Below are 25,371 nucleotides of genomic sequence, written 5' to 3'. Positions count from 1 at the left end.
GATATGTCTAATGCACTTGGCCGCGACCTTGCAAAGCTGGTTGCCGCTGTTGACACCGCCGCCTCTGAGTGCGGTCATGGCGCATATGGCCAGCGCTTCCATATTATGCCGCCGGCGGGCTGGCTCAACGACCCCAATGGTCTTTGCCAAGCGGGCGGCGTGTTCCATGCCTATTTTCAGTATGCGCCGTTTGATGTCGAGGGTGGCGTCAAGATGTGGGGCCATGCCACAAGCCGCGATCTTATGACGTGGGACTACGTTGGCGCCCCGCTGCTGCCCGACGAGCCGTTCGATTGCCATGGCGTGTATTCGGGCTCCGCGCTTGCCGAGGACGGCCGCATTCGCGTACTGTACACAGGCAACGTTAAACTCTCCGATGCAGACGGCACGTACGACTACGTCAATACCGGCCGCCGCGCCGATACTGTTTATGTCGAGAGCGTTGATGGCCTTGCCGGTCGGGAGTTCAGCCAAAAGCGTGTGGTGCTGGCGTCCGAGGATTATCCCGAGGATTTGACCTGCCATGTGCGCGATCCCAAGGTGTGGCGCGATGATAATGGGCGTTACCACATGGTGCTGGGCGCGCGTCGTCGCGTGGATGGGCCGCATGTCGATAGTCGATTTTGCGCCATGCACGGCGAGGGTGCCGGGCGCGATGTGGGCGAGATCCTGGTGTATGGCTCGGCCGATATGCTGAGTTGGGAGCTCGAGAGCCGCGTGTCTACCCCCGAGCGCTTTGGCTTTATGTGGGAGTGCCCGGGGTATCTGGAGCTTGAGGCGGATGGCGGCGTGCCGGCAAGGTTTCTGTCTTTCTCTCCCCAGGGGCTCGAGGGCGACCGTTGGGACCGCGGCAATGTGTATGCAGCGGGCTACATGCCCGTTACGGGTAACATTACGGGTGGCAAGGACGCTTATGAGCTGGGCGAGTTCCGCCTGTGGGACGCCGGCTTTGACTTCTATGCTCCGCAGGAGTTCACGGCCGAGGATGGTCGCCACATTCTGATTGGCTGGATGGGCATGCCCGATGAGCCGACCTATGACAATGCGCCCACCGTGGCGTGCGGCTGGCAGCACTGCATGACAGTGCCGCGTGAGCTTACAGCCGGTGCCGGCGGCGTGGTGCTGCAGCAGCCGGTGCGCGAGATCGAGCACCATTATGCCTCGGTGCGTGTGGGGGAGGGTTCGTTGGAGGTTGCCGGCGACACTTGCTTTGACGTTGTTGTCGACGGTGTCGACGGCGCATTTACCGCAATCGTTGATGGCGAGCTGAAGCTGGCGTTTGTGCCCGCCGAGGGCGAGCTGTCCGCGCGCTTTGAGATGCGATTTACCGATGAGGGTCGCGCTTCTGCCGGCTGCGGTCGCACCGTGCGTTGGGAGCCCGTCGACGAGGTTCGTAACGTGCGCATTGTCGGCGATGTCTCGTCGGTCGAGGTGTTTGTGAACGATGGCGCACTCGTGTTCTCGACGCGCATCTATCCCGAGGCCTATGGCGTGACCGTTGATGCCCCGGGTGCGAGCGTGACCTATCATACGCTCATCATCTAGGCGATTCGTCGCATATCGGCGCTATACTGCAGCCGTTACCCACGATGCGGGAAACATCCGCATCGTGGGTTTTTGTTTTGAAGGGGCGGTGCCGTATGGGCGTACAGAAGATTGAAGAAGCTTGGACTTTGAGGGCCAGCGCACGTGAGGCGCGTCTTGTTGCGGCCCCGCATGTGCCGGCGGCTCTGTCGCTGCTGGGTATCGTGCGTCCCGGTGACCGCCTGGTGGTCTTTGCGGATGACTTTGCTGAAGCGTTTGCGCGCGGCTTTGATGGCTGCGATGTTGTGCTGGTGGGCTCACCGTCCGTTGATGCGTTTGCTGCCGCGTCTGAGGGCTTCGATGCTTCGTTTGATGCCGAGGGGCCGCACCTGTGGTGGTTTGTGAACTCAATCGGTGGGTTTGGCCTGCGTGTGCCCGACCTTCGCGCTTTGGGCCGCACGGCTCGCGAGACGCATGCGCTGCTCGTGGTGGATAATACTGTGGCTGGTGTCTTTGGGTGCGATCCGTTGCGCTTGGGTGCTGTGCTGTCGCTCGAGGCACTCGATCGCGTGTGCGCCGGCAAAGCTCCGCGCAAGCTCGTTGCCGTTTCGGTCGCGCGCTCGCAGCTCAAGCGCCATCGTGTGGATGCTGCTGCCGAGTGCGCGCACGCCCTGCTTGAGGGGTGCGGCGCGTCGGCGCTCGACCTTTCTACCGAGGAGACCGACGTACTGGAGCGCGGGCTGGACTCGCTCGACGCTCGTATGCAGGCTCACTTCGATCGCGCTCGTGCACTGGCCGATTATCTGGCCGCCAACGAGATGGTGCGCAACGTGCGCTATCCCGGGCTGATCTCGCATCCCGACCATGCCATCGCGACCGGCATCCTGGAGCACGGTTTTGGCCCGGCAGTAGAGTTTGACCTGATGGACTGCACCGCAGGCGAATTCTTCAGCATACTGCCGGACGAATTCCGCACATCACCCGCCGGCGGCGCAACAACGCGCCTTTCGGCCCCACGCGGCAAGCAGGGGAGCACCATCCGCCTCTTCAGCGGCACCGACAACCCCCTGGTCGTAGCGTCCACCCTAGACAACGCCCTCCGCAAGTAGCTAATTTGGGACGGGGCTTTTTTAGCTACCCAATGTTATTTTTTGACTATGAGTCAAGAATGCGCTGGATGGGTAGCTAAAAAAGCCCCGTCCCAAATTGGCTATTCTTTTATGCTGGCGATGAGGTCGTTTGCTTTGGTGGCAATGATGTTGTTGATGTCGGCCTGCAGCTCCTCGTAGACCGCTATGGCTCGCTCGCCGGCGGGGGTGAGGGTGGATCCGCGGGCTCCGTCGCGCTCGATGAGTTTGCAGCCCAGCTGACCTTCGGCCTCGTTCACGATGCGCCAGGCCTTGGAATACGCCATGCCCATGCTTTTGGCGGCCCGGTTGAGCGAGTGTTCGCGGGCGATACCTTGCAGCAGCAAGACGCAGCCGTGGCCGAACACGCCCGGCAAATCCTTGTCGCACGCTTGAATGACCAACTTTGCCGTCGTCTTGTACTCCATACGCTCCACGTCTCCCCGCTAAAGTGTTTGCTGGGCAAACGCAAAGCCTGCGTCAAACCCTCGTGTGCTCTTCTTAAATCATGCATTGTAGCAGTCAAAGTGCGTTAAGATACTTCCCCAGTATTGGGCGCCCAAGGTTGGGTTGGGTCCTACGAGGCCTGCAGCCGACCGGTCGCATGGAAAAAGGAGAAACATGGCTACGTTCTTTCCCGGTGAGTCCCACACGTTTTCGGAGTATCTGCTGGTCCCTGGTTACTCGTCCTCGCAGTGCATCCCCAACAACGTCTCTCTTAAGACGCCGCTGACCCGCTTTAAGCGCGGTGAGAAGCCGTCAATCACCCTGAACATCCCCATGGTTTCCGCCATCATGCAGTCCGTCTCGGGCGTCGACATGGGCGTCGCGCTCGCTACCGAGGGTGGCCTGTCCTTCATTTACGGTTCCCAGAGCGCCGAGTCCGAGGCCGCTATGGTCAAGGCCGTCAAGGATCACAAGGCCGGCTTCGTTCAGTCCGATTCCACGCTGACCCCCGACATGACCATGGAGCAGGTCATCGAGCTCAAGGAGAAGACCGGCCACTCCACCATGCCGGTTACCGACGACGGCACTCCCAAGGGCAAGCTCCTGGGTATCGTCACAAGCCGTGACTATCGCCCCAGCCGCGATGACCACCAGACGAAGGTCTCCGAGTTCATGACCCCGCGTGAGCAGCTCATCGTGGGCGACAAGAACATCAGCCTCAAGGTTGCCAACGACGTCATCTGGGACAACAAGCTCAACGCCCTGCCCATCGTCGACGACAACGATCACCTCATGGGCATTGTCTTCCGCAAGGACTACGACAGCCACAAGACCAACCCCAACGAGCTGCTCGATGGCGACAAGCGCTACATGGTCGGCGCCGGTATCAACACCCGCGACTATGCCGAGCGCGTGCCGTTGCTCATCGAGGCCGGCGCCGATGTCCTGTGCATCGACTCCTCCGAGGGCTTCAGCGAGTGGCAGAAGCGCACCATCGAGTGGATCCGCGCCAACTACGGCGAGGACGTCAAGGTCGGTGCCGGTAACGTTGTCGACGCCGAGGGTTTCCGCTTCCTGGCCGACTGCGGTGCCGACTTCATCAAGGTCGGTATCGGCGGCGGTTCCATCTGCATTACCCGCGAGACCAAGGGTATCGGCCGTGGCCAGGCCACCGCGCTGATCGACGTCTGCCGCGCCCGTGACGAGTACTACGAGGAGACCGGCGTCTACGTGCCCGTGTGCTCCGACGGCGGTATCGTCTATGACTACCACATGACGCTCGCCCTTGCCATGGGTGCCGACTTTATGATGCTGGGTCGTTATTTCGCCCGCTTTGACGAGAGCCCGACCGAGCGCGTCAACGTGAACGGTCAGTACATGAAGGAGTATTGGGGCGAGGGTTCTGCGCGTGCTCGCAACTGGCAGCGCTACGACCTGGGCGGCGCCGCGAAGCTCAGCTTCGTCGAGGGCGTCGACTCCTACGTTCCCTACGCCGGTTCCCTCAAGGACGGCGTGGGCGGCACGCTCTACAAGGTCAAGTCAACGATGTGCAACTGCGGCGCCCTCTCGATCCCCGAGCTCCAGGAAAAGGCACGTCTGACCCTGGTCAGCTCCACCTCCATCGTCGAAGGCGGCGCCCACGATGTAGTCGTGAAGGATTCTCAGCAGTCCGTATCTTATCGATAAGGTAAGAGCCTCACATAAAGGTTGAGTTTCAACCACGTTATTTAGATAAAGCGAGATGCCCGCAAGTCGCAGGCATCTCGCTTGTTGTATTTGCTAGAATCATCCAAGTTAACCCTAGGGTCGGGCGGCTAGGCTTTGCTCGCTGCAAGTTCCGCACGAGCCGAAGGCCACTTAATGTGGCCTTCGTGCGAGCAGGACTGTCCGCAGCAGCGAGTAAAGCCTAGCCGACCGGCCCCAATCAAGTTAAAAGGAGCTGATATGTGCGATTGCACAGATCATAAGGACGAGATCCCTGCCTACGACGCGCAGGCCATTGAGTCCAAGTGGATGAAGGCCTGGGAGGATTCCAACCTCTTTGCCGTCGACACCGACGACAGCAAGCCCAAAAAGTATGTGCTCGAGATGTTCCCGTATCCGTCGGGCGACCTGCACATGGGCCACGCGCGCAACTATACCATCGGCGATGCCATGGCCCGTCAGGCCCGCATGCGCGGCTACGACGTGTTGCACCCCATCGGCTTTGACGCCTTTGGCCTGCCTGCCGAGAACGCCGCTATTAAGCACAATACGCAGGCTGCCTCCTGGACGTATAAGAATATGGACCAGGCGCTCGCCACGATGAAGCGTATGGGCTTCTCCTACGATCTGGATCGCATGGTCAAGACCTGCAGTCCCGACTACTACCGTTGGGGTCAGTGGATCTTTGAGAAGATGTGGGAAAAGGGCCTGGTCTACCGCAAGAAGAACCCGGTCAACTGGTGCCCTAACTGCAAGACCGTTCTGGCTAACGAGCAGGTGACCGAGGGCAAGTGCTGGCGTTGCGGCACCGAGCCCGAGAAGCGCGACCTTGAGCAGTGGTACTACAAGATTACCGAGTACTCTCAGGAGCTGCTCGACGATCTGGAGAAGCTCCCCGGCTGGCCCGAGCGCGTCAAGCAGATGCAGGCCAACTGGATCGGTCGCTCCGAGGGCGCCGAGGTCGACTTTACCCTGTGCGACCAGGATGGCGAGCCCATTGAGGGCGATGAGGGCAAGATCACCGTCTTCACTACGCGTGCCGATACCCTTTTTGGCGTCTCCTTCTTTGTCCTGGCTCCCGAGTACGCCGGCCTGCACGAGCTCGTCGAGGGCACGGAGTACGAGGAGGCCGTCACCAAGATCGTTGAGGACTCCAAGCATATCTCTGCCGTCGAGCGTGCCCAGGGCACCCTCGAGAAGCACGGTGCCTTCACAGGCCGCTATGTGGTAAACCCCGTCAACGGCGAGAAGGTCCCCGTGTGGGTTGCCGATTATGTCGTTGCCGACTACGGCACCGGCGCCGTCATGGCCGTTCCCTGTGGCGACCAGCGCGACTTTGAGTTTGCCCGTAAGTACGACCTGCCGATCGTGCCGATCATCCTGGACGATGACGATCGCGCTGCCGTCGAGGCCAGCGGCGAGACCATCGATACCTTCCATGCCGAGACCGTCGACTGGGATTGCGCTCACGCTGCCGAGGGCACGCTCGTCCAGTCAGGCAAGTACACCGGCATGCGCGGCGGTAAGCACTCCGAGGGCGAGGCTGCAATCGTGGCCGACCTCGAGGCCATGGGCTGTGGTCGTCGCAAGGTCGAGTTCCGTCTGCGCGACTGGCTCATTTCCCGTCAGCGCTATTGGGGCAACCCCATCCCGGCCATCCACTGCGAGCACTGCGGCATCGTGCCCGTGCCCGAGGATCAGCTGCCGGTGACGCTGCCCGAGAACCTGGACCTGGGCGCAGGCGAGACCCTCGCCGAGTGCAAGGAGTTCTACGAGACCACCTGCCCGGTCTGCGGTCGTCCGGCCAAGCGCGAGACCGATACCATGGACACCTTCACCTGCTCCAGCTGGTATTACCTGCGCTATACCGACCCGCACAACACCGAGCTGCCCTTCTCCAAGGAAGCCGCCGACCGTTGGATGCCCGTCGATAACTACATCGGTGGCATCGAGCATGCCATTCTGCACCTGCTCTACAGTCGCTTCTTTACCAAGGCCCTGCGCGACCTGGGCCTGCTGAGCGTGGACGAGCCCTTCACCAACCTACTGTGCCAAGGCATGGTTAAGGACGAGAACGGTGACACCATGTCCAAGTCCAAGGGCAATGTCGTGCCCCCGAGCTCGGTCATCGAGCCCTACGGCGCCGACACCATGCGTCTGGCGATCCTGTTTATCGCCCCGCCCGAGAAGGACTTCGACTGGGATCCCAAGGCCGTCGAGGGCGCCAACCGCTTTATCAAGCGCGCCTGGCGTATCGTGTGGCAGCTCGTCCAGTCGGGTGACGCCAACGTGGCCTTCGACAAGTCCGTGCTCGGCGAGACCGCGATGAAGCTCTACCGTGAGCGTCACCGCACCATCGCCAAGTGCACCGAGGACTTCGATCGCGGCCAGTTTAACACCGCGATCTCGGCCGTCATGGAGCTCGTCAACGCGGCGAGCGCCTACCTCAACGCCACCGAGGGTGCTGACCGCGACAAGGCCCTGTGCTACGGCGTGGCCAAGGACATCGTGAGCGTCCTGGCGCCCATCTGCCCGTTCTGGGCCGACGAGCTGTGGCACGAGGCGCTCGGCTGCGAGGGCAACGCTTACACCGCCGCCTGGCCCGAGTTCGACCTGGCCGAGTCCATCGAGGACACGGTGCAGATCGTCGTCCAGGTACTCGGCAAGGTCCGTGGCCGCATCGACGTGGCCCGCGATGCCTCCAACGAGGAAATGCAGGCTGCCGCCGAGACCGCCGTCGCCAAGTGGCTCGACGGCAAGACGGTCGTCAAGGCCATCTGCGTGCCCGGCAAGCTGGTCAACCTGGTGGTCAAGTAAGCATTGCGCGCTTAACTGACGCATAAAAGACGAGGGGCGATCCGATTGGGTCGTCCCTCGTTTTTCATGTACCTGCCCTGATGTCTGCGGTCAATTGTCCTATTCTTGTGGAGAAGCTGTGCGCACGCTGACCTGCAGATTCGTACTGTGCTTGCACGTTTCCGCAGCTATTGGTATAGTTTGCTTGCAAATGAAGTTGTAATTGAAAGAAGTGGGGTTTCGGCCCCGCTTCTTTTTTGTATGGATGGAGGTGCCGCAATGGTCAAGACCAAGACCGAGCAGGCGATCATCGACGCGCTCGAGGCCGTCGCTCCCCAGCACGATATCGACATCGTCGACGTTGAGCTCGTGGGTGCCACCAAGGCCCCCTGCGTGCGTGTGCGTATCGAGGGTGCCGAGGGTCAGAGCCTGTCGCTCAACGACGTCACGGCCAACACCAAATGGGTCGGCGATGTGATTGAGGAGCTCGACCCCATCTCTTCGAGCTATACGCTCGAGGTGTCGAGCCCGGGTATGGCGCGCCCGCTGCGCCGCCCGCGTGACTTTGCCCGCTTTGTGGGCGAGAACTGCGAGCTCACCTCCACCGCCACCGAGGGTCGTCGCAAGTACGCCGGCAAGATTGCCGCCGCCACCGAGACGAACGTGACCCTCGAGCTCGAGGACGGCGAGTCCGTTACCCTCGATTTCTCTGATGTTAAAAAGTGCAAGTTGAAGCCCACCTATGACTTCAAGCCCGCGAAGGAAGGAAAGTAAGATGGCAGCATCCGACATGATGTCCGCCCTGATGGAGCTTTGCCAGGAAAAGCACATCGACCAGCTCTACCTGATCGACCGCCTGGAGCAGTCGCTCGCCAAGAGCTATGCCGAGATCCTGCATCTTGAGTGGGGCGCCAAGGTGACCATCGACCGCACCACCGGCAAGATCTACGTCTACCGTCTGGAGCCGATCGACGATTCCATGGACGAGGAGGGCAACTTCACCGAGTTCGAGGAGATCGACGTCACTCCCAAGAACACGAGCCGCATCGCCGCCCAGCACGCCAAGGCCGAGATTAACGCCATCGTGCGCAACTCCGCCCGCGAGCAGATCTACGAGGAGTTCTCCGGCCGCATCGGTGACCTCATCAGCGGCACCGTGCTGCAGTCCACTCCCGACTTCACGATCGTCAAGATTCGCGAGGGCGTCGAGGCCGAGCTTCCGCACTTTGACCAGCGCCGTTACGAGAACGAGCGCAACGAGCGTCCGATGGGCGAGCGCTACCTGCACAACCAGCACATCAAGGCCGTGATCATCGACGTTCGCGACCCCAACTCCAACCTGCAGCCGGTTCGTGGCGAGCACAGCCGTCCGCCGATTGTCATCTCCCGTACCCACCCCGAGCTCATGCGTCGTCTGTTTGAGCAGGAGGTGCCCGAGATCTATGAGGGCACCGTCCAGATCAAGTCGATCGCCCGCGAGCCCGGCCAGCGCTCCAAGGTCGCCGTCCACTCGCTCGACGATCGCCTGGATCCGGTTGGCGCCTGCGTCGGCCCCAAGGGCAGCCGTGTTCGCGCCGTCGTGGGCGAGCTCCGTGGCGAGCGCGTCGACGTCATCCTGTGGGATGCCGATCCGGCCGTCTACGTCGCCAACGCCCTGTCGCCCGCCAAGGTCACCCGCGTTCTCATCGACGAGGAGAAGGCCTATGCCGGCGTCATCGTGCCCGACGACCAGCTGTCCCTTGCCATCGGCAAGGAGGGCCAGAACGCCCGCCTCGCCGCGCGCCTGACCGGCTGGCACATCGACATTAAGTCCGAGACCCTTGCCGCCGACATCCTCAAGAACGTTCCCGTTCACGAGGAGCCCGCCGCCGACCTGATCGGTGACGAGGAGGACGACGACGTCCGTCGCTGCGAGTACGTGTCCGAGGACGGCATCCAGTGCCGCAACCAGGCCCGTCCCGGCTCCCGTTTCTGCGGTGTCCACGACACCGACGCCTTCGATGATGCGGAGGACCTGATCTAGCGCGCGGTCGCGCCGGGCGGGTCCCGGCGCATCCCCCACGCTCGTTCAGTCTCTAGGCACCCAAGGTGCCAGAAAGGGTAGGTGAAGTCATATGGCAAAAGTCCGTGTGTCCACCCTGGCCAAAGAGTTCGGCATGACCTCCAAGGAACTGATGGGTCATCTCGCCGAAATGAAGATTCCCGCTAAGTCCGCTTCCTCCGCCCTGGAGGACGCTTACGTCGCCATGGTCCGCAAGCAGCTCGCCTCGGTGATCGAGGCCCGCGCCCAGGAAGTCGAGGCCGCCAAGCTGGCCGAGGAGCAGGCCGCTGCCGCCGAGGAGGCAGCACGCGCTGCCGAGGCAGAGCGCGAGCGCATCGCCGCCGAGAAGGCACGCGAGGAGGAGCGCCGCCAGTTCGCCGCCGCCCAGGCTGCCGAGGAGGCTGCCCGCGCCGAGGCCGAGGCCAAGAAGAAGGCCGAGCAGGAGCGCCTTGCCCGCGAGAAGGAGGAGGCTGCCCGCGAGGCCCAGCGCCGCGCCGTTCCCGCTTCCGACTCCGGTTCGCGTTTCCGTTCGCTGCTCGACCAGATCGCCGCACAGGAGACCGTGCTCAAGGAGAAGAAGGACGCCGAGGACAAGGCCAAGGCCGAGCGCGCCGCCGAGCGCGGTAACCGTCGTGGCGGCAACAACGACCGCCGCGGTGGCCGTCGTAACGATCGCAACGCTTCCGACAACAACTCCGAGCGCAACGCCTCCGAGAGCCGTCCGCACAGCCATCGCACCAACGCCAGCAACAACGTCGCTGCCGGCATGGACTTCCCCAACCCCGACAAGCAGGGCAAGGGCAAGAAGCGCAAGGGCGGTCACAACAACGAAGAGGACCACTACAGCCGCATGGCTCGCGAGGCCGAGGAGTACAGCCGCGAGAAGGTGCTCGAGGAGGCTCGTGCCGCCGTCGAGGAGGCCTCTCGCGAGTCCACCGGTCGCCGCAAGAAGCGCAAGGAGAAGCGCGAGCGCGAGGCTGCCAAGGCTCAGGAGGAGCGCAAGATAGAGGAGGCGCTGGCCCAGGGCGTGAACCCCGAGGACCTCGACGCCATCAAGGTCTCCCAGGGCGTTACCGTCCAGGAGCTTGCCGAGGCGCTCGACGTTCCGGCCAACGACATCATCAAGCGCCTGTTCCTGCTGGGTACTCCGCTCACGATGACGCAGTCCATGTCCGACGACCTTGTCGAGCTCGTTGCCGACGACCTGGGCCGTCAGATTAAGATCATCACCCCCGAGGAGGAGAACACCTTCTCGTTCTACGACGATCCCGCCGACCTTAAGCCGCGCGCCCCGGTCGTCACCGTCATGGGCCACGTCGACCACGGCAAGACGTCGCTGCTCGACGCCATCCGTCACACCGGCGTTGCTGCCGGCGAGGCGGGCGGCATTACGCAGGCCATCGGCGCTTCGCAGGTCATGATCAACGACCGCAAGATCACCTTTATCGATACCCCGGGTCACGCCACCTTTACGGCTATGCGTGCCCGTGGCGCCAAGGTGACCGACATCGTCATCCTGATCGTCGCCGCCGACGACGGCGTCATGCCCCAGACGGTCGAGTCGATTAACCACGCCAAGGCTGCCGGCGTACCCATCGTCGTTGCCGTCAACAAGATCGATAAGCCGGGCGCCAACCCCGACCGTGTGCGTCAGGAGCTCACCGAGTACGGCGTCATCCCCGAGGAGTGGGGCGGACAGAACATGTTCGTCAACATCTCGGCCAAGCAGAAGATCGGTATCGACGACCTTCTGGAGACCGTGCTGCTCCAGGCCGACGTGCTCGAGCTCAAGGCCAACCCGGACACCTTTGCCTCCGGCAACGTCCTTGAGGCCAAGCTCGACAAGGGCCGCGGCTCGGTCGCTACCGTGCTCGTGACCCGCGGTACCCTGCACGTGGGCGATACGCTGGTCGCCGGCCTTACCTACGGTCGCGTCCGCGCCATGCTCGACCCCAAAGGTCGCGCCGTCACCGAGGCTGGTCCCTCCGACGCCGTCGAGATCCTGGGCCTGCAGTCCGTGCCCAACGCCGGTGACGAGTTCCGCGTGTTCGAGGACGAGCGCGAGGCTCGTGCCCTGGCCGACGAGCGTTCGCTCAAGGCCCGTATCGAGGAGCAGAGCCGCGTCAAGCACGTCACGCTCGAGAACCTCTTCGAGACTATTGCCGACGCCGAGGTCAAGGAGCTCAACCTGATCATCAAGGCAGACGTCCAGGGTTCCATCGAGGCCCTTCAGGACTCGCTCGACAAGATGGATCAGTCCGAGGTTCGCATCAACACGATCCACTCCGCCGTTGGCGCCATCAACGAGACCGACGTCGTCCTGGCCGACGCCTCCAACGCCATCATCATCGGCTTTGGCGTCCGTCCCGACGGTAAGGCCCGCTCCGCTGCCGAGCGCGAGGGCGTCGAGATCCGTTGCTACGACGTTATCTACAAGTGCCTCGAGGAGCTCGACGCCGCCCGTATCGGCATGCTCAAGCCCACCGAGGTCGAGGTCGCCACGGGTACCGCGACCGTCCTGGACACCTTCAAGGTGCCCAAAGTCGGTATCGCCGCCGGTGTCCGCGTCGAGGAGGGCGAGATCGCCGCGACCGATTCCGTGCGTCTGGTGCGCGACGGTATCGTGGTCTTCAACGGCAAGATCGCCTCGATGCGCCACTACAAGGACGAGGCCAAGAGCCTCAAGAGCGGTTCCGAGGGCGGCATTGGCCTGGAGAACTTCCAGGACATCAAGCCCGGCGACCAGATCGAGGGTTACCGCATCGACCAGGTTGCCCGTACCGAGTAGGGGGTAGCGCTATGAAGCAAACGCAGGCAACCCGCCGTCTGGGCGAGCAGCTTCGCGAGAAGCTCGGTTATATCCTGCTCTTTGAGGTTTCCGATCCGCGTCTCGACCTGGTTACTTTGACCGCGGTCGAGGTCGCGGTGGACCGTTCGTTCGCGCGTGTGTACGTGTCGTGCGATGCGAGCCGCTACGACGAGGTCATGGAGGCGCTCGCTAGCGCTAAGGGCCGTATTCGCAGCCTGTTGGCTCGCTCGCTCGATTGGCGTGTCACGCCCGAGCTCGATTTTCGCATCGATCGCTCGACCGATGAGGCCGAGCGCATCACGCGTGCGCTGGAAAACGTTCCCGCCACGCTTGCGATCGAAAAGGACGAGGACGGCTATCCGATAGCGGATGCCGCCCAGGAGGCAGCTTTAGATGACTAATTCCGCCGACCTCGCCTCGTGCGAGTCTGCAGATATTCAGCGACGCATCCTCGAGCTCATCGAGGGTGCGTCCTCCATTGCGATTTCGGGACATACTTCTCCCGATGGCGATGCCTTGGGCTCCGTATTGGGTCTGGGCCTTTCGCTCATGAAGTTTTTCCCCAACAAGGACATTGCGCTGCTGCTGGCAGACGATGACCCGGTTCCTCGCATCTACCGCTTTATGGAAGGCTCCGATCGCCTGGTGCCGGCATCTGCGTACGCCGGCAATCCGGACCTGTTCATCTCGGTGGACGTACCGGTCGTCGAGCGCCTCAATAATTCCGCCGAGGTGCTTCGTCGCTCCAAGCATGTGGTGTGCTTCGATCATCATCCGGCGCGCGAGGAGTTTGCCGAGCTGAGCCTGAGGCGCGTCGATGCCGCGGCCTGCGCCATGATCATCGACCGTTTCTTGGACAATTGCGGCATTGTCGCACGTGATGGCGTTGCGACCTGCCTGCTGTGTGGCTTGGTTACCGATACCGGCCGTTTTCAGTACCAAAACGCCGATGCCGCCGCGTTCCATGCGGCCTCGCGACTGGTTGCCCACGGTGCCGATCCGGCGCGCGTTGCGCTCGAGGTCTACCAGAGCATGCGCGTTGAGTTTTTGCACCTCAAGTCCATTGTCATGGGTCGCATTAAGACGGTCGCGCATGGGCGCGTGGCGTATAGCTATGCCTACCAGAGCGACCTTGAGGCCTGCGGTGTCACCTCGGACGAGTGCGACGGCCTGGTCGATGTGGTGCGTTCAGTGATGGGCGTCGAGGTTTGCATGTTCTTAAAGGGCATTGAGGGCGATACCAAGGTGCGTGGCAACCTGCGCTCCAAGAGCGACCTCGATGTGTCCGAGATTGCTGCCAACTTTGGCGGTGGCGGGCATCATGCCGCCGCCGGCTTTTCCAACAACGGAACAATTCGCGAGACGCTCGCCGTGGCACTTCCCATGCTGGCCGAGCTGGTGGGGGAGGATCCCGCTTCGGTGACCGTCGAGCTCTAACTTATTGGATGGTACATGGCTCGTCGTACGCCTTCTCAATTGAATATGCTGCTCGCGGTCGATAAGCCGGTGGGCTGCACGTCCCATGACGTGGTCTCGCAATGCCGACGCGCTCTCCATGAGCGGCGCGTCGGCCATGCCGGTACGCTCGACCCCATGGCGTCCGGCGTCATGGTGGTGGGCGTGGGCCAGGCCACCCGTCTGCTTGGTATGCTCACGCTCGATACCAAAAGCTACGTCGCCGACATCTCGTTTGGCGCCGAGACTAATACCGATGACGCGGAGGGCGAGGCCGTCCGCACGGTGGCTGTTGCCAACGAGCTCCGCGATCCTGCCTATGCCCGTGAGCGCTTGGCCGCCATGCTGGGTCCGCAGATGCAGGTGCCGCCGGCGTTTTCGGCTATCTCGGTCAATGGCGTTCGCGCCTACAAGTCTGCTCGCGAGGGCAATGCGGTGGACCTACCTCCGCGCCCCGTCGAGGTCTATGCCGCTGACCTGATCGCCGTGGGCGGCGAAGGTGATACGTGCGTGTGGACCGTGGCGTTCTCGGTGAGCAAGGGCACCTATATCCGAGCGCTCGCTCGCGACCTGGGCCGCGCCTGCGACAGCGCCGCGCATATTTCCGCGCTGCGCCGCACGGCTTCCGGTGTTGTTTCCATTGGCGCTTGTCATGCGATCGAGGAGCTTTCTCCCGAGTCCGCGGCTGGCTTTGCCCTGGATCCCATTGCGGCCCTGGGCGCCACGCGTGTTGACTTGCCGGGCAATCTTGCCGACGACCTGCTCTGCGGCCGTCGCATTCCCGTTGAGCGTGCGCTTGCCGATTTCGATGCCTCGAAGGCGCTGTTTGCGCTGGTGCTCGATGGGGGACTCAAGGCGCTCGCCCGCATTGAGAGTGGCCGCTTTGTTATGGAGCACGTGTTTCCGCAGGCAATCGGCGGTGTTCGATGATGTTGTCCGCTCGCGAGCTCGCGCGTGTCTTTTTCGCGGGCGAGTCGGACGAGGCTCGCATCGTTGCTGCCGATATGTTTGATGAGTGTGAGCACTTGGGTGCCGCATCGATTGCCATCGGCGTGTTCGACGGCGTTCACCGTGGACACCAGGAACTTATCGAAGCGCTTGTCCGTGATGCCCGTGCCCATGGCTGCAAGACGGTCGTAGTTACCTTCGATCCCGACCCGGACGTCGTGGTGAGCCCTTCGCCCGCTCAAAAATTGATGACGACGGCCGACCGTCTGCATGCCCTGGCTCAAACTGGGGTCGATGCGGTGGTGGCCGTTCCCTTTACGCCTGAGGTTGCGGCGCTTGACCATGTTGCTTTTCTCTCGCTGGTGTCGCGTCTGGTCGACATTCGATCGATTCGCGTTGGCAGCGACTTTAGGCTGGGTCGTGGCGGTGCTTCTGGTGTTGCCGAGATGCGCGCCTGGGGTGCCGAGCGCGGCGTTGACGTATACGGGCACGACTTGCTTTGCGAGGGCGGTGAGGCCATTTGCGCCACGCGCATCCGTCATGAACTGGGACAGGGCCATGTGGAGCTTGCTGCTGAGTTGCTCGGCCGCCCGTATATGGTGCGTGGCGGTGTTATTCGCGGCCGTCACGAGGGTTCTGGCATGGGCTTTCCCACGGCAAACCTGCAGGTTCCCGACGGCATTCAGGTGCCTGCCGATGGCGTGTATGAGGGTCTGGTGCTGGTCGATGACACCGTGTGGCCCGCTGCCGTGAACGTCGGACTGCCGCCGACGTATGCCGACGATGCCGCTTCGGCGCATCTCGAGGCTAATTTAATTGGTTATACGGGCGACCTGTACGGCGCTTCCGTTTCGCTGGCGTTTACGCGCTGGCTGCGTCCGTCGCGCGTGTTCGATTCGCTGGATGAGTTGATCGCGACCGTCGAGGGTAATATCGAAGATATTCGTCACAACTTGGGTGGGCAGGGGGTGAGCATCCGTGATTAGCGATGAGGAAAAAGACCAGGTACGCGCTGCGTCCGACCTAGTCGCCATCGTGCAGGAAACGGTTGAGCTCAAGCCCCGCGGCCATGAGTTTTGGGGCTGCTGCCCTTTTCATGGCGAAAAGACGCCGTCTTTCCACATTATTCCCGCCACGCAGGTGTGGCATTGCTTTGGCTGCGGCGAGGGTGGCGACGTCTTCACCTATATCATGAAGCGCGAGAACCTGAGCTTTCCCGAGTCAATCCGTTATTTGGCCGATCGCGCGGGTATTGAGCTGCACGACACCGGAGATCGCCGCGAGCGCGGTACCAAGCGTGCCCGAATCTACGATCTGTGCGCCGAGACCGCCCAGTTCTACCACACCATGCTTATGCGCGGTAAGGATGGCCGTCCACGTGAGTACTTTGCCAGCCGCGGCATGGGTGGCGACGTCTGCCGCCGCTACTGCCTGGGCTTTGCACCGGGCCGCAACGCACTGGTATCGCACCTGTCCCAGGCAGGTTTTACCCCGCAGGAGATGATCGACGCCAACGTTGCCGTGAGCCGCGGACGCGGGCAGCTAGCCGACCGCTTCTACGACCGCGTGATGTTTCCTATCTTTGACGAACAGGGTCATAACATTGCCTTTGGTGGTCGCATCATGGGTGACGGCCAACCCAAGTACCTAAATACTGCCGAGACGAGCGTGTTTCATAAAAAGCGAAACCTCTACGGCTTTAATTGGGCCAAGGAGTTTATCGTCGCGCAGGATACCGCCATCGTGGTGGAGGGCTATACCGACTGCATCGCCTGTTGGGAGGCGGGGATTAAAAACGTCGTCGCCACGCTGGGCACGGCGCTGACGGAGCATCACGTCAAGACGCTCACCCGCTTTGCCAAGCGCATCGTGTATATGTTCGACGGCGATGCGGCCGGTCAAAAGGCCGCCCGTCGCGCGATTCAATTTATCGAGCAGGATTCGATGGACCTGCGCTGTGTGGTGCTGCCCGACGGCAACGACCCCATGGAGTTCATCACCGCACATGGTGGCGAGGCATTGCAGGCGCGCATCGATGCCTCCGAGCCCCTCATGGACTTTGTGTACCGTTCGCTGCAGGAGTCGAGCGACATCACCACGCCGGGCGGTCGCGCCAAGGCGCTGGAGGATGCGCTGACGCTTATCTATCCGCTGCGCGACAGCTATATGATCGACACGTACTTTATCCAGATTGCCGACCTGCTTGGTTTGGACCTGGAGACCGTGCGCGCGAGCTCGGGCCGTGTGTTTCGCGATGTCGCCAAGCGCGAGGATGCGGAACGCCGCCGTGAGCAGAACTATGAGCGCCAGCGGGCGCAGGCCGAGCGCTCCGGTAGCGCGGGCGGTCGGGCTTCGGGTTCTCGCGATGCCGGTCGCGGTGCTTGGGCATCGGGCGCGACGCCGCCGGTGTCCGTGCCGGTCAAAGAAGAGCCGTACGACTACGTCCCGCTCGATGCCTACGGTGCCGCGCCCGTGGAGGTCGTCGAAGATCTTCCGCCGATCGATGTGCCTGATGGTATGGGCGCTGTGCCTGCGGCTGACGGTTCGGGTGCACCGGCTGCGGCGCCGCCGATGGTTCTTACCGATCTTGAACGCAAGTCCTTGGCAGGGGAGCGCGAACTGTTGACGATGCTCACGAGCTACCCCGACCTGTTCCGCACGTATGCCGACCGCATCTGCTCCATCGAGTGGGTTGACCCACGTCACGAGTCCATCGCATGGGCCGTTCTGGCAACGCCGCCGGGAACCGATCCTGCAGCCTGCATGGATGCGGCGCGCTCAGTGTGTCCCGATGCGGCAACGCTTGTGAGTGCCGGGCGCATCTCAGCGACGAGCAAGCACCCTACCGAGACGAACATCGTGTTTATGCTCGATACGCTCGAGCTCTACACCATCAAACGCCGCATGCGTGCCGCACAGGCCAAGCTGCGCCAGGACCGTTCACTCGATGATGAGGCCCGTCGCGCGCTGACCGTTCAGGCCGCGCAGGATTCGCAGCGTCAACGCGAGCTGCAAAAGTCGATCGGCGGCGTGGCGGACCCGTTCCGTTTGATCGGCCTGGAGGCCGCAGGCACCGAACAGGCCTAGATGTTGTGGTCAACCAGCGTATTCTCGCCTATATCCAGTCCTCTTTTTGGGTATAGACGTCTATGTGTGTGCTAAAGTATTGAGTCCTGTGGACTATGAAGGGAGAATCTGTGCCAAAAAAGACTGAGAGCACGGGTACTGGGCTGGAATCCTACGTTGCAAAGCTCATGGGCAACGGCTCAAACAGGACTTCGGTAACCGAGGACGAGATTCAGGTCGCCCTGAAGGATATCGATGTTTCTGACGAGCAGCTCACCGCGGTGTATTCCGCGCTGCGCAACAGCGGCATCCAGATTATCTCCGCGAGCGGTAACGACGACGCCCCTATGGACGTCGACGATGACGATAACGATACCGATACCGACGATTTCGATGACGACGACGAGCACGATTCCGGCTCGCTCGACGACCACGAGCTCAAGATGGCCCGCCAGGCCGACGCCGAGATGGGTTCTTCCAAGAGCAAGAAGAAGCGCACCGTGCGCACGTCCCGTTCGCGTTCGCGCGTGCGCGGCATCGATGCCTCCACGGTGATGCTGACCGGCGACCCGGTCCGTATGTACCTCAAGGAGATCGGCAAGGTCGACCTGCTGACCGCCTCCGAAGAGGTCGATTTGGCCATGAAGATCGAGGCCGGTCTTGAGGCCACTGAGAAGCTCGAGGCTGCCGATGCTGGTGAGCTCGAACTCACGCGTGCCGAGATGCGTCGTCTTACGCGCATTGAGAACGTGGGCCTCGAAGCCAAGCAGGCACTCATCAGCGCAAACCTGCGTCTGGTCGTCTCCATCGCCAAGCGTTATGTCGGTCGCGGCATGCTGTTCCTGGACCTGATCCAGGAGGGCAACCTCGGTCTGATTCGCGCCGTCGAGAAGTTCGACTACCAGAAGGGCTTTAAGTTCTCCACGTACGCCACGTGGTGGATCCGTCAGGCTATCACGCGCGCTATCGCCGACCAGGCCCGTACCATCCGTATTCCCGTGCACATGGTCGAGACCATCAACAAGCTCGTCCGTGTGCAGCGCCAGCTCCTTCAGGACCTGGGTCGCGACCCGACCCCCGAGGAGATCGGTGCCGAGATGGACATGAGTGCCGACCGCGTCCGCGAGATCCAGAAGATCTCGCAGGAGCCCGTGTCGCTCGAGACCCCCATCGGCGAGGAAGAGGATTCCCAGCTGGGCGACTTCATCGAGGACTCCCAGGCCATCGTTCCGCCCGATGCGGCCAGCTTCTCCATGCTGCAGGAGCAGCTCACCCAGGTGCTCGACTCGCTTGCCGATCGTGAGCGCAAGGTTATCGAGCTGCGCTTTGGCCTTGTCGACGGACATCCCCGTACGCTCGAGGAAGTCGGCCGCGAGTTTGGCGTCACGCGCGAGCGTATCCGCCAGATCGAGTCCAAGACCCTGGCCAAGCTCCGCCACCCGAGCCGTTCGAGCAAGCTGAAAGACTATATTGAGTCTTAACCTCGCAAGCAAGAAGCGCCCTCAAGCACATCCGCTTGAGGGCGCTTTCATGTAGTCGTTGGGGACGTTCTTGAATGACTGGTCGTTTAAGAACGTTCCCAATGATTAGGTCGGAAAATTTCTTAAAAAAGTTCTTGCCCTTAGCGGATTCGTCCGTATAATAAACTTCGTTGCTTGAGAGCACGCACCTATTCCTCGGTAGCTCAATGGTAGAGCACGCGGCTGTTAACCGCGCTGTTGTAGGTTCGAGTCCTACCCGGGGAGCCAGAATTTTCCAGCCCTTTCCGTTGGGCTTTAAATTCCTCGGTAGCTCAATGGTAGAGCACGCGGCTGTTAACCGCGCTGTTGTAGGTTCGAGTCCTACCCGGGGAGCCAGGTTGTAAAACCCGTCGCTTATGCGGCGGGTTTTTTCATGCCGCGATCGCCGTTCGCGAACGTTACCATATCAACATTTCGTGTCGAGGATGTAATCCCGAGGCCCGCCACCTCAACATGGCGCGGTCGTTGTAGAATATTGCAATGATTGCTCCCACGACATGGTGCCGCGAGCACCAAGAAAAGGAGATTCTTGTGTCTGAGACCATTAACGGCAGCCTGAGCGTCTCGAACGACGTTATTGCCGATATTGCCGGTTATGCCGCGATGACGTGCTATGGCGTTGTCGGTATGGCTGAGCAGCTCCAGGGCGCCGAGAGCGTGCGCCTGCTTGCCGGTCAGCGCCTCCGCAAGGGCGTGCTTGTCTCCGCCGACGAGAACGGCCTTACGGTCGATCTTCACGTCGTGCTCGAGAACGGCGTCAACATGAAGTCCGTCTGCCACAATCTTTCGAGCTCCGTTGCCTTCACCCTGCAGGAGATCGCCCAGATCGATCCCGCCAGCCTTAAGATCGGCATCCATATCGACGCGCTTAAGAGCCGTCTGAACTAGCATCCGAAAACGGAGATTCAAATACCCATGATTGCAAAGACCATTCGCACCTGTTTTCCGATCGCTGCGGCTGCCGTTTCCGACAAGGCCGAGGAGATCAACAAGCTCAACGTCTTCCCCGTACCCGACGGCGACACCGGCACCAACATGTCGCTCACGCTCGCCTCGGTGACCAAGGAGCTTTCCGCCCTTCCCGCCGATGCCGACATGGAGGCCATCGCCGGCGCCATCACCCACGGTTCCCTGATGGGCGCCCGCGGTAACTCCGGCGTCATCACCTCGCAGATTCTGCGCGGCGTGGCCGAGGGCCTTGTCTCTGCCGACGAGCCCATTACGTCCGCCAACATTGCCTTCGCCTTCCGTCGCGCCGTCAAGGTCGCCTTCCAGGCTGTCCGCAAGCCCATCGAGGGCACGATCCTCACGGTCCTGCGCGATGTCTCGACCAAGGCCGACGAGTGCGAGAAGAAGAAGTTCTCGGCCGAGGATGCGCTCGATGCTATCGTCGTCGAGGCCTACCAGTCCGTCGCCCGCACGCCCGACCTGCTGCCCGTTCTGAAGGAGAACGGCGTGGTCGACTCCGGCGCCTTTGGCTTTGCCATCTTCCTGGAGAACTTTGTTGCCGCCGCGCTTGGTCGCAGCACCGTGGTCGAGGATTTCTCCGCTACGTTTGACTCCGCCGGCTCTGCCCGCGATGCCGCTCTTGGCCGTGTTGAGATCGAGGCTAACGACGACTGGGAGGGCTCGGAGTTCCGCTACTGCAACGAGTTCCTCTTTAAGGCCGACGCCCCGTTTGACGAGGACGAGTGCCTTAAGTTCCTGGGTTCCATGGGCGACTGTGAGCTGCTCGTGGGTGCCTACCCCGACTACAAGATCCACGTGCACTCCAACACCCCCAACCTGGTGCTCGAGCACATGTTGCAGCTCGGTCAGATTTACGAGGTCTTTATCCACAACATGGAGATGGAGGCCCACGACCGTACCGCTAAGATTCACGAGGACCAGGAAAAGGCCGCCGAGCCCGCCAAGGCGCTGGGCTTTGTCGCCGTTGCCGCCGGTTCTGGCGAGGCCGACATCCTTAAGTCCCTCGGCGTCGACGTGATCGTGTCGGGTGGCCAGACCATGAACCCCTCGACTGCAGACCTGCTGGGTGCGGTGGACCAGGCCAACGCGACCTCGGTCATCATCCTGCCCAACAACGGCAACATCCGCATGGCTGCCGAGGCTGCCGCTTCTGCCTGCACGGACAAGAAGGTTGCCGTCGTTCCCACCAAAACCGTTCCGCAGGCCTTCTCCGCGCTGTTCGCGGTCCTGCCCGATTCCGAGCTCGAGGACGCCGTCGCCGCCATGGTCGACGCCATCAGCGAGGTCCGCGATGGCGAGGTCACCCGCGCCGTGCGCGATTCCAGCGCCTCTGACGGCTCTCCGATTCACTCCGGTGACGTCATGGGTATCATCGCCGGCTCCATCGACGTGGTCGGCTCCGACGTGAAGCAGGTCACGCTCGATTGCATCAACCGCATGCAGGAGGAAGAGGAGGGCGACGCGCTGACGATTTTGGCCGGCGAGGAGCTGTCCGATGAGGCCTTCCAGGAGATCGTCGACGCTATCGAGGAGGCTCAGCCTGATCTGGAGATCGACGCCCATCGTGGCGAGCAGCCGCTCTATCCCGTGATCTTCTCGATCGAGTAGGCATCTGCCCATGTCCGAGCTCTGCTCCGTGCCGCGCGTCTCGGAGCGCTTTGCCCAGAGCAATGCGCTCGACGAGGATATCGCGCGACTCAAATATGTTTCGGGTAAACGTGAGGAGGCCCTTCGCCGTCTGGGAATTAGGACGGTGGGGGACCTCCTTCTCCATATCCCTCATCGATACCTCGACTTTACCCGTTCGTGGTCCATCGAGATGGCGCCCATCGGTACCGTGTGCACCATCATCGCCACGGTCGACCGCATCGTCCAAAAGCAGCCGCGTCCGCGCATGCAGGTGACCGAGGTCTCACTCGTGGACGAGACGGGCGTGTTGCAGGTCGCCTTTTTCCGCCAGCCCTGGATTGCCCAGCAGCTTAAACAGGGCGACCGCCTGGCCGTGATGGGCAAGGTCGAGTTTGCCTACGGTTTTAAGCAGATGGCCTCGCCGCACTTTGAAAAGCTCGATGACGGGCGTGCCGCAGGCACCATCCTGCCGGTCCATTACGTGAGCGATGGCGTGAGCCAGGCGTGGATGCGCCGCATCATAAGCGGCGCGCTCGAGGTCGCCGGCAATCCGTTCGATCCGATTCCCGCGCCGCTGCGCGCAAAGCGGAAGCTCATGAGCAATGCCCGCGCGTTGTGTTCGATCCACTTTCCATCGAGTATGGCAGAGCGCGATATCGCGCGCGCACGGCTTGCCTACGAGGAGTGCCTCTACCTGCAGCTGGCGCTGCGCCTGCGCAACGTCGGCGGCCTGGTCGATGTGGTTCCCTATGCCCACACCGCGGGCGAGCACCTGGCCGCGCTTAAGCAAGCCCTGCCGTTTTCGCTGAGCGACGAGCAGGAGACCGCGTTCCAAGATATCCTGCGCGATATGTGCGATGGTGGGCGCGTGATGAACCGCCTGCTGCTGGGCGATGTCGGTACCGGTAAGACCGCCGTTGCCGCCTGCGCTCTGGCTGTGGCTGCCGATAGCGGCACGCAGGCCTGCGTTATGGCGCCCACGGGCGTGCTGGCGCGCCAATATGCCGATAAGACCGGCCCTCTGCTCTCGCAGACCGGCATGTCCTGGGCGCTTCTGACGGGTGCCACTCCGGCGGCCGAGCGCGAGCGGATCCATGAGCAGCTGCAGTCCGGCGAGCTCGATGTCCTCTTTGGCACCCATGCTGTTCTTTCCGAAGACGTGAACTTTAAGCACTTGTCGCTTGTTGTCATCGACGAACAGCACCGCTTTGGCGTAGGCCAACGCAACGCACTACGCGCGAAGGGCCCCGGTGCCGATCTGCTCGTTATGACGGCAACGCCCATCCCGCGTACGCTGGCGCTTTCGGTCTACGGCGATCTGGACACGAGTATCATCCGCCATCGGCCAGTCCCTGGCGCTGGCGTGACGACACGCGTGCTCACCGAGTCGAGTCGAGACCTCGCCTATGGAGCCATCCGCGAGGCGCATGAAAAGGGTCAGCAGGCCTACGTGATTTGCCCGCTCGTGGAGCCGAGTGACTCGGCCGATGAGCTGGAAGACGTGCCCGGTATTGCCCGCGACGATGAGGGCCGCGTAACCGTCCCCGTGCCGCTGCACGATACGGCAACCGAGCTCGACCGACTGCGTCTGGCGTTGCCGGGGCTTACCATCGAGCGCCTTCACGGCCGCATGCCGGCGGGGGAGAAGGATCGTGTGATCGACGCCTTCAAGCGTGGCGAGATCGACGTGCTCGTCTCCACTACGGTGGTCGAGGTGGGCGTCGACGTGCCTAACGCCACCGTCATGGTCATCGAGAACGGCGAGCGCTTTGGGTTGGCTGCCCTGCACCAGCTGCGCGGTCGCGTGGGCCGTGGCAGCGTGTCGGGCACGTGCCTGGTCATGACGCACTCCAAGGGCAACGGCGGCGCATCGGCGGCACAAGACCGTCTCCAGTCGCTCGAAAAGACCTCGGACGGCTTTACGCTCGCCCAGATGGACCTGCGCCTGCGCCATGAAGGCGAGATCCTGGGTTATCGTCAGCATGGTGGTGTGACCCTGCGCTTTGTCGACCTGGACGCCGATGAGGACCTTATCGAATGGGCCCATTTGGACGCGGTCGAGCTCTTGCGGTATGCTTGCAACCTTGACTCTGTGGCGACGCGTCCCTTGCGCGACGCGGTCGCCATGCGTTATCGACATATCTTTAAGGAGGTCAGCGGAGGATGAGAATCATCGGCGGCGAATGGCGCGGTCGTAAGATCGAGGAGCCCCGTGGTCGCGATGTCACCCGCCCCACGACTGATCGCGTGCGCGAGGCGTGCGCATCTATGGTCATGTCGGCATTCGATTTCGATCTGGACGAGGTCCGTGTGCTGGACGCCTTTGGCGGCTCCGGTGCCCTAGGTATCGAGATGCTCTCTCGTGGGGCCCGCTCGCTCACGACGTTTGAGATCGATCGCAACGCCGCGCGGCTCATTACCAAGAATATCGAGTCGCTCTGCCGTGACCGTGCGCGTTGGCGCGTGGTAACGGGCGACATGCTGATGAGTGCCTCGCGCGGTCGTGTGCCGGGCGGCCCCTTTGATCTGGTCCTGCTCGACCCGCCGTATGCTTTTGGCGCCGAGCCGGTCGAGGAACTGCTGCAGAATCTGGCTCAGCAGGGTCTGCTTGCGTCTGGCGCTTATGCCCTGTTTGAGCATGCCTCCGCCGATGCGGGCGCGCATCCGGCAGGCTTTGAGACTGTACGTGAGAAGCGCTACGGCATTACCTCGGTCGACCTGCTTCGTTGGGTCGGCGATGACGACGGTGAGGACGATAGTGCCGTCACCGATGCCGATAACAACGATGCCACGACGTTTCAGGAGGACGCCCATGAATGACACCATCAACCGCGTGATCGTCCCGGGCACCTTCGATCCCATCACGTTTGGCCATATCGATGTGATCCGCCGCGCCCGCCGCATCTTTCCCAGTGTGATCGTCGCTGTTGCAGAGTCGCAGGGTAAAAACGGTGTGGGCACCACGTTTATGCTCGATGAGCGCGTGGCGCTGGCCCGCGAGGCGCTCGGTAATATCGACGGCGTCGAAGTCCTGCCCTTTACCGGCCTCTTGGTCGACTTCGCTCGTGAGCAGGGGGCGGGGGCCGTGGTCAAGGGCCTGCGCGCCATGACCGACTTTGAGTATGAGCTGCAGCAGGCCGACCTCAATTATCGCTTGGATAGCGAGCTGGAGTCCATCTTTGTCATGAGTGCTCCGCAGTACGGTTACATCTCGAGCTCGGTCGTTCGCCAGATCGCCTCGCTCGGCAGCGATGTATCGACGTTTGTGCCGCCCAACGTGGTCGAAGCGCTCAGACATCGCTTTTCGTGACGTTTTTTATTGCCTGGTGGCATGTG

At 62.2% G+C, this 25,371-nt stretch carries 19 protein-coding genes and 2 tRNA genes; 20 read left to right on the top strand and 1 reads right to left on the bottom strand.

Features of this window, described 5'->3' with window-relative positions; translation table 11 throughout:
* Window positions 1-3: 3 nt before the first annotated feature.
* A complete protein-coding gene (locus tag AAAX75_RS08380) occupies window positions 4-1,545 on the top strand; it encodes a glycoside hydrolase family 32 protein (RefSeq protein WP_349091855.1) in 1,542 nt (513 codons plus the stop codon).
* A gap of 95 nt (window positions 1,546-1,640) precedes the next feature.
* Window positions 1,641-2,633, top strand: coding sequence for a PLP-dependent transferase (locus AAAX75_RS08375; protein WP_349091854.1), 993 nt, complete (start codon window positions 1,641-1,643; stop codon window positions 2,631-2,633).
* Between the two features lie 101 nt (window positions 2,634-2,734).
* Here AAAX75_RS08375 and AAAX75_RS08370 read toward each other — a convergent pair whose 3' ends face one another.
* Window positions 2,735-3,079 carry a LysR family transcriptional regulator gene (locus AAAX75_RS08370; RefSeq protein ID WP_349091852.1) on the bottom strand — a complete coding sequence of 115 codons (345 nt, stop codon included), beginning with the start codon at window positions 3,077-3,079 and terminating at the stop codon, window positions 2,735-2,737.
* Window positions 3,080-3,272: 193 nt separating this feature from the next.
* Here AAAX75_RS08370 and AAAX75_RS08365 point away from each other — a divergent pair, with 193 nt between their 5' ends.
* The 18 genes from AAAX75_RS08365 (at window position 3,273) to coaD (ending at window position 25,345) form a co-directional block, all read left to right on the top strand.
* Entirely contained in the window at window positions 3,273-4,784 is a 1,512-nt protein-coding gene (locus tag AAAX75_RS08365) for an IMP dehydrogenase (protein WP_349091850.1), read from the top strand.
* Window positions 4,785-5,042: 258 nt separating this feature from the next.
* Window positions 5,043-7,619: a leucine--tRNA ligase gene (gene leuS / locus AAAX75_RS08360; RefSeq protein WP_349091849.1), complete on the top strand. Its 2,577-nt coding sequence runs from the start codon at window positions 5,043-5,045 to the stop codon at window positions 7,617-7,619.
* 258 nt (window positions 7,620-7,877) lie between these two features.
* Window positions 7,878-8,372 (top strand): ribosome maturation factor RimP, encoded by a 495-nt coding sequence (rimP, locus tag AAAX75_RS08355; protein ID WP_349091848.1) that lies wholly within the window; start codon window positions 7,878-7,880, stop codon window positions 8,370-8,372.
* A 1-nt stretch (window position 8,373) separates the two neighbouring features.
* Entirely contained in the window at window positions 8,374-9,621 is a 1,248-nt protein-coding gene (nusA, locus tag AAAX75_RS08350; RefSeq protein WP_195503196.1) for a transcription termination factor NusA, read from the top strand.
* Between the two features lie 91 nt (window positions 9,622-9,712).
* Window positions 9,713-12,427 carry a translation initiation factor IF-2 gene (infB, locus tag AAAX75_RS08345; RefSeq protein WP_349091846.1) on the top strand — a complete coding sequence of 905 codons (2,715 nt, stop codon included), beginning with the start codon at window positions 9,713-9,715 and terminating at the stop codon, window positions 12,425-12,427.
* A gap of 11 nt (window positions 12,428-12,438) precedes the next feature.
* Entirely contained in the window at window positions 12,439-12,849 is a 411-nt protein-coding gene (gene rbfA / locus AAAX75_RS08340) for a 30S ribosome-binding factor RbfA (RefSeq protein ID WP_006234038.1), read from the top strand.
* Window positions 12,842-13,885, top strand: coding sequence for a DHH family phosphoesterase (locus AAAX75_RS08335; protein ID WP_349091845.1), 1,044 nt, complete (start codon window positions 12,842-12,844; stop codon window positions 13,883-13,885). Before rbfA ends, AAAX75_RS08335 begins: the two co-directional genes overlap by 8 nt.
* A 15-nt stretch (window positions 13,886-13,900) precedes the next feature.
* Window positions 13,901-14,833, top strand: coding sequence for a tRNA pseudouridine(55) synthase TruB (gene truB / locus AAAX75_RS08330; RefSeq protein WP_349091844.1), 933 nt, complete (start codon window positions 13,901-13,903; stop codon window positions 14,831-14,833).
* Window positions 14,830-15,837 (top strand): riboflavin biosynthesis protein RibF, encoded by a 1,008-nt coding sequence (gene ribF, locus AAAX75_RS08325; RefSeq protein WP_349091843.1) that lies wholly within the window; start codon window positions 14,830-14,832, stop codon window positions 15,835-15,837. The genes truB and ribF overlap by 4 nt, the downstream gene beginning before the upstream one ends.
* Window positions 15,830-17,938: a DNA primase gene (gene dnaG / locus AAAX75_RS08320; RefSeq protein ID WP_349091841.1), complete on the top strand. Its 2,109-nt coding sequence runs from the start codon at window positions 15,830-15,832 to the stop codon at window positions 17,936-17,938. Before ribF ends, dnaG begins: the two co-directional genes overlap by 8 nt.
* 110 nt (window positions 17,939-18,048) lie before the next feature.
* On the top strand, window positions 18,049-19,398 hold the full coding sequence (gene rpoD, locus AAAX75_RS08315; RefSeq protein WP_055286388.1) for an RNA polymerase sigma factor RpoD: 1,350 nt from the start codon (window positions 18,049-18,051) through the stop codon (window positions 19,396-19,398).
* Between the two features lie 192 nt (window positions 19,399-19,590).
* Window positions 19,591-19,665 (top strand) — tRNA-Asn (locus AAAX75_RS08310).
* 33 nt (window positions 19,666-19,698) lie between these two features.
* Window positions 19,699-19,773 (top strand) — tRNA-Asn (locus AAAX75_RS08305).
* Window positions 19,774-19,968: 195 nt separating this feature from the next.
* On the top strand, window positions 19,969-20,325 hold the full coding sequence (locus tag AAAX75_RS08300) for an Asp23/Gls24 family envelope stress response protein (protein WP_022093773.1): 357 nt from the start codon (window positions 19,969-19,971) through the stop codon (window positions 20,323-20,325).
* 27 nt (window positions 20,326-20,352) lie between these two features.
* Entirely contained in the window at window positions 20,353-22,014 is a 1,662-nt protein-coding gene (locus AAAX75_RS08295; RefSeq protein WP_349091840.1) for a DAK2 domain-containing protein, read from the top strand.
* A gap of 10 nt (window positions 22,015-22,024) precedes the next feature.
* Window positions 22,025-24,202, top strand: coding sequence for an ATP-dependent DNA helicase RecG (recG, locus tag AAAX75_RS08290; protein ID WP_349091839.1), 2,178 nt, complete (start codon window positions 22,025-22,027; stop codon window positions 24,200-24,202).
* Complete coding sequence (rsmD, locus tag AAAX75_RS08285) at window positions 24,199-24,855, top strand: 16S rRNA (guanine(966)-N(2))-methyltransferase RsmD (RefSeq protein ID WP_349091838.1); 657 nt, start codon at window positions 24,199-24,201, stop codon at window positions 24,853-24,855. Before recG ends, rsmD begins: the two co-directional genes overlap by 4 nt.
* On the top strand, window positions 24,848-25,345 hold the full coding sequence (coaD, locus tag AAAX75_RS08280; RefSeq protein WP_152068081.1) for a pantetheine-phosphate adenylyltransferase: 498 nt from the start codon (window positions 24,848-24,850) through the stop codon (window positions 25,343-25,345). Before rsmD ends, coaD begins: the two co-directional genes overlap by 8 nt.
* Window positions 25,346-25,371: the final 26 nt, after the last annotated feature.

It is taken from the genome of Collinsella sp. CLA-ER-H7 (genome assembly GCF_040092345.1).
Classification (GTDB): domain Bacteria; phylum Actinomycetota; class Coriobacteriia; order Coriobacteriales; family Coriobacteriaceae; genus Collinsella.
This window is presented reverse-complemented; position numbering and strand designations above follow the sequence as displayed.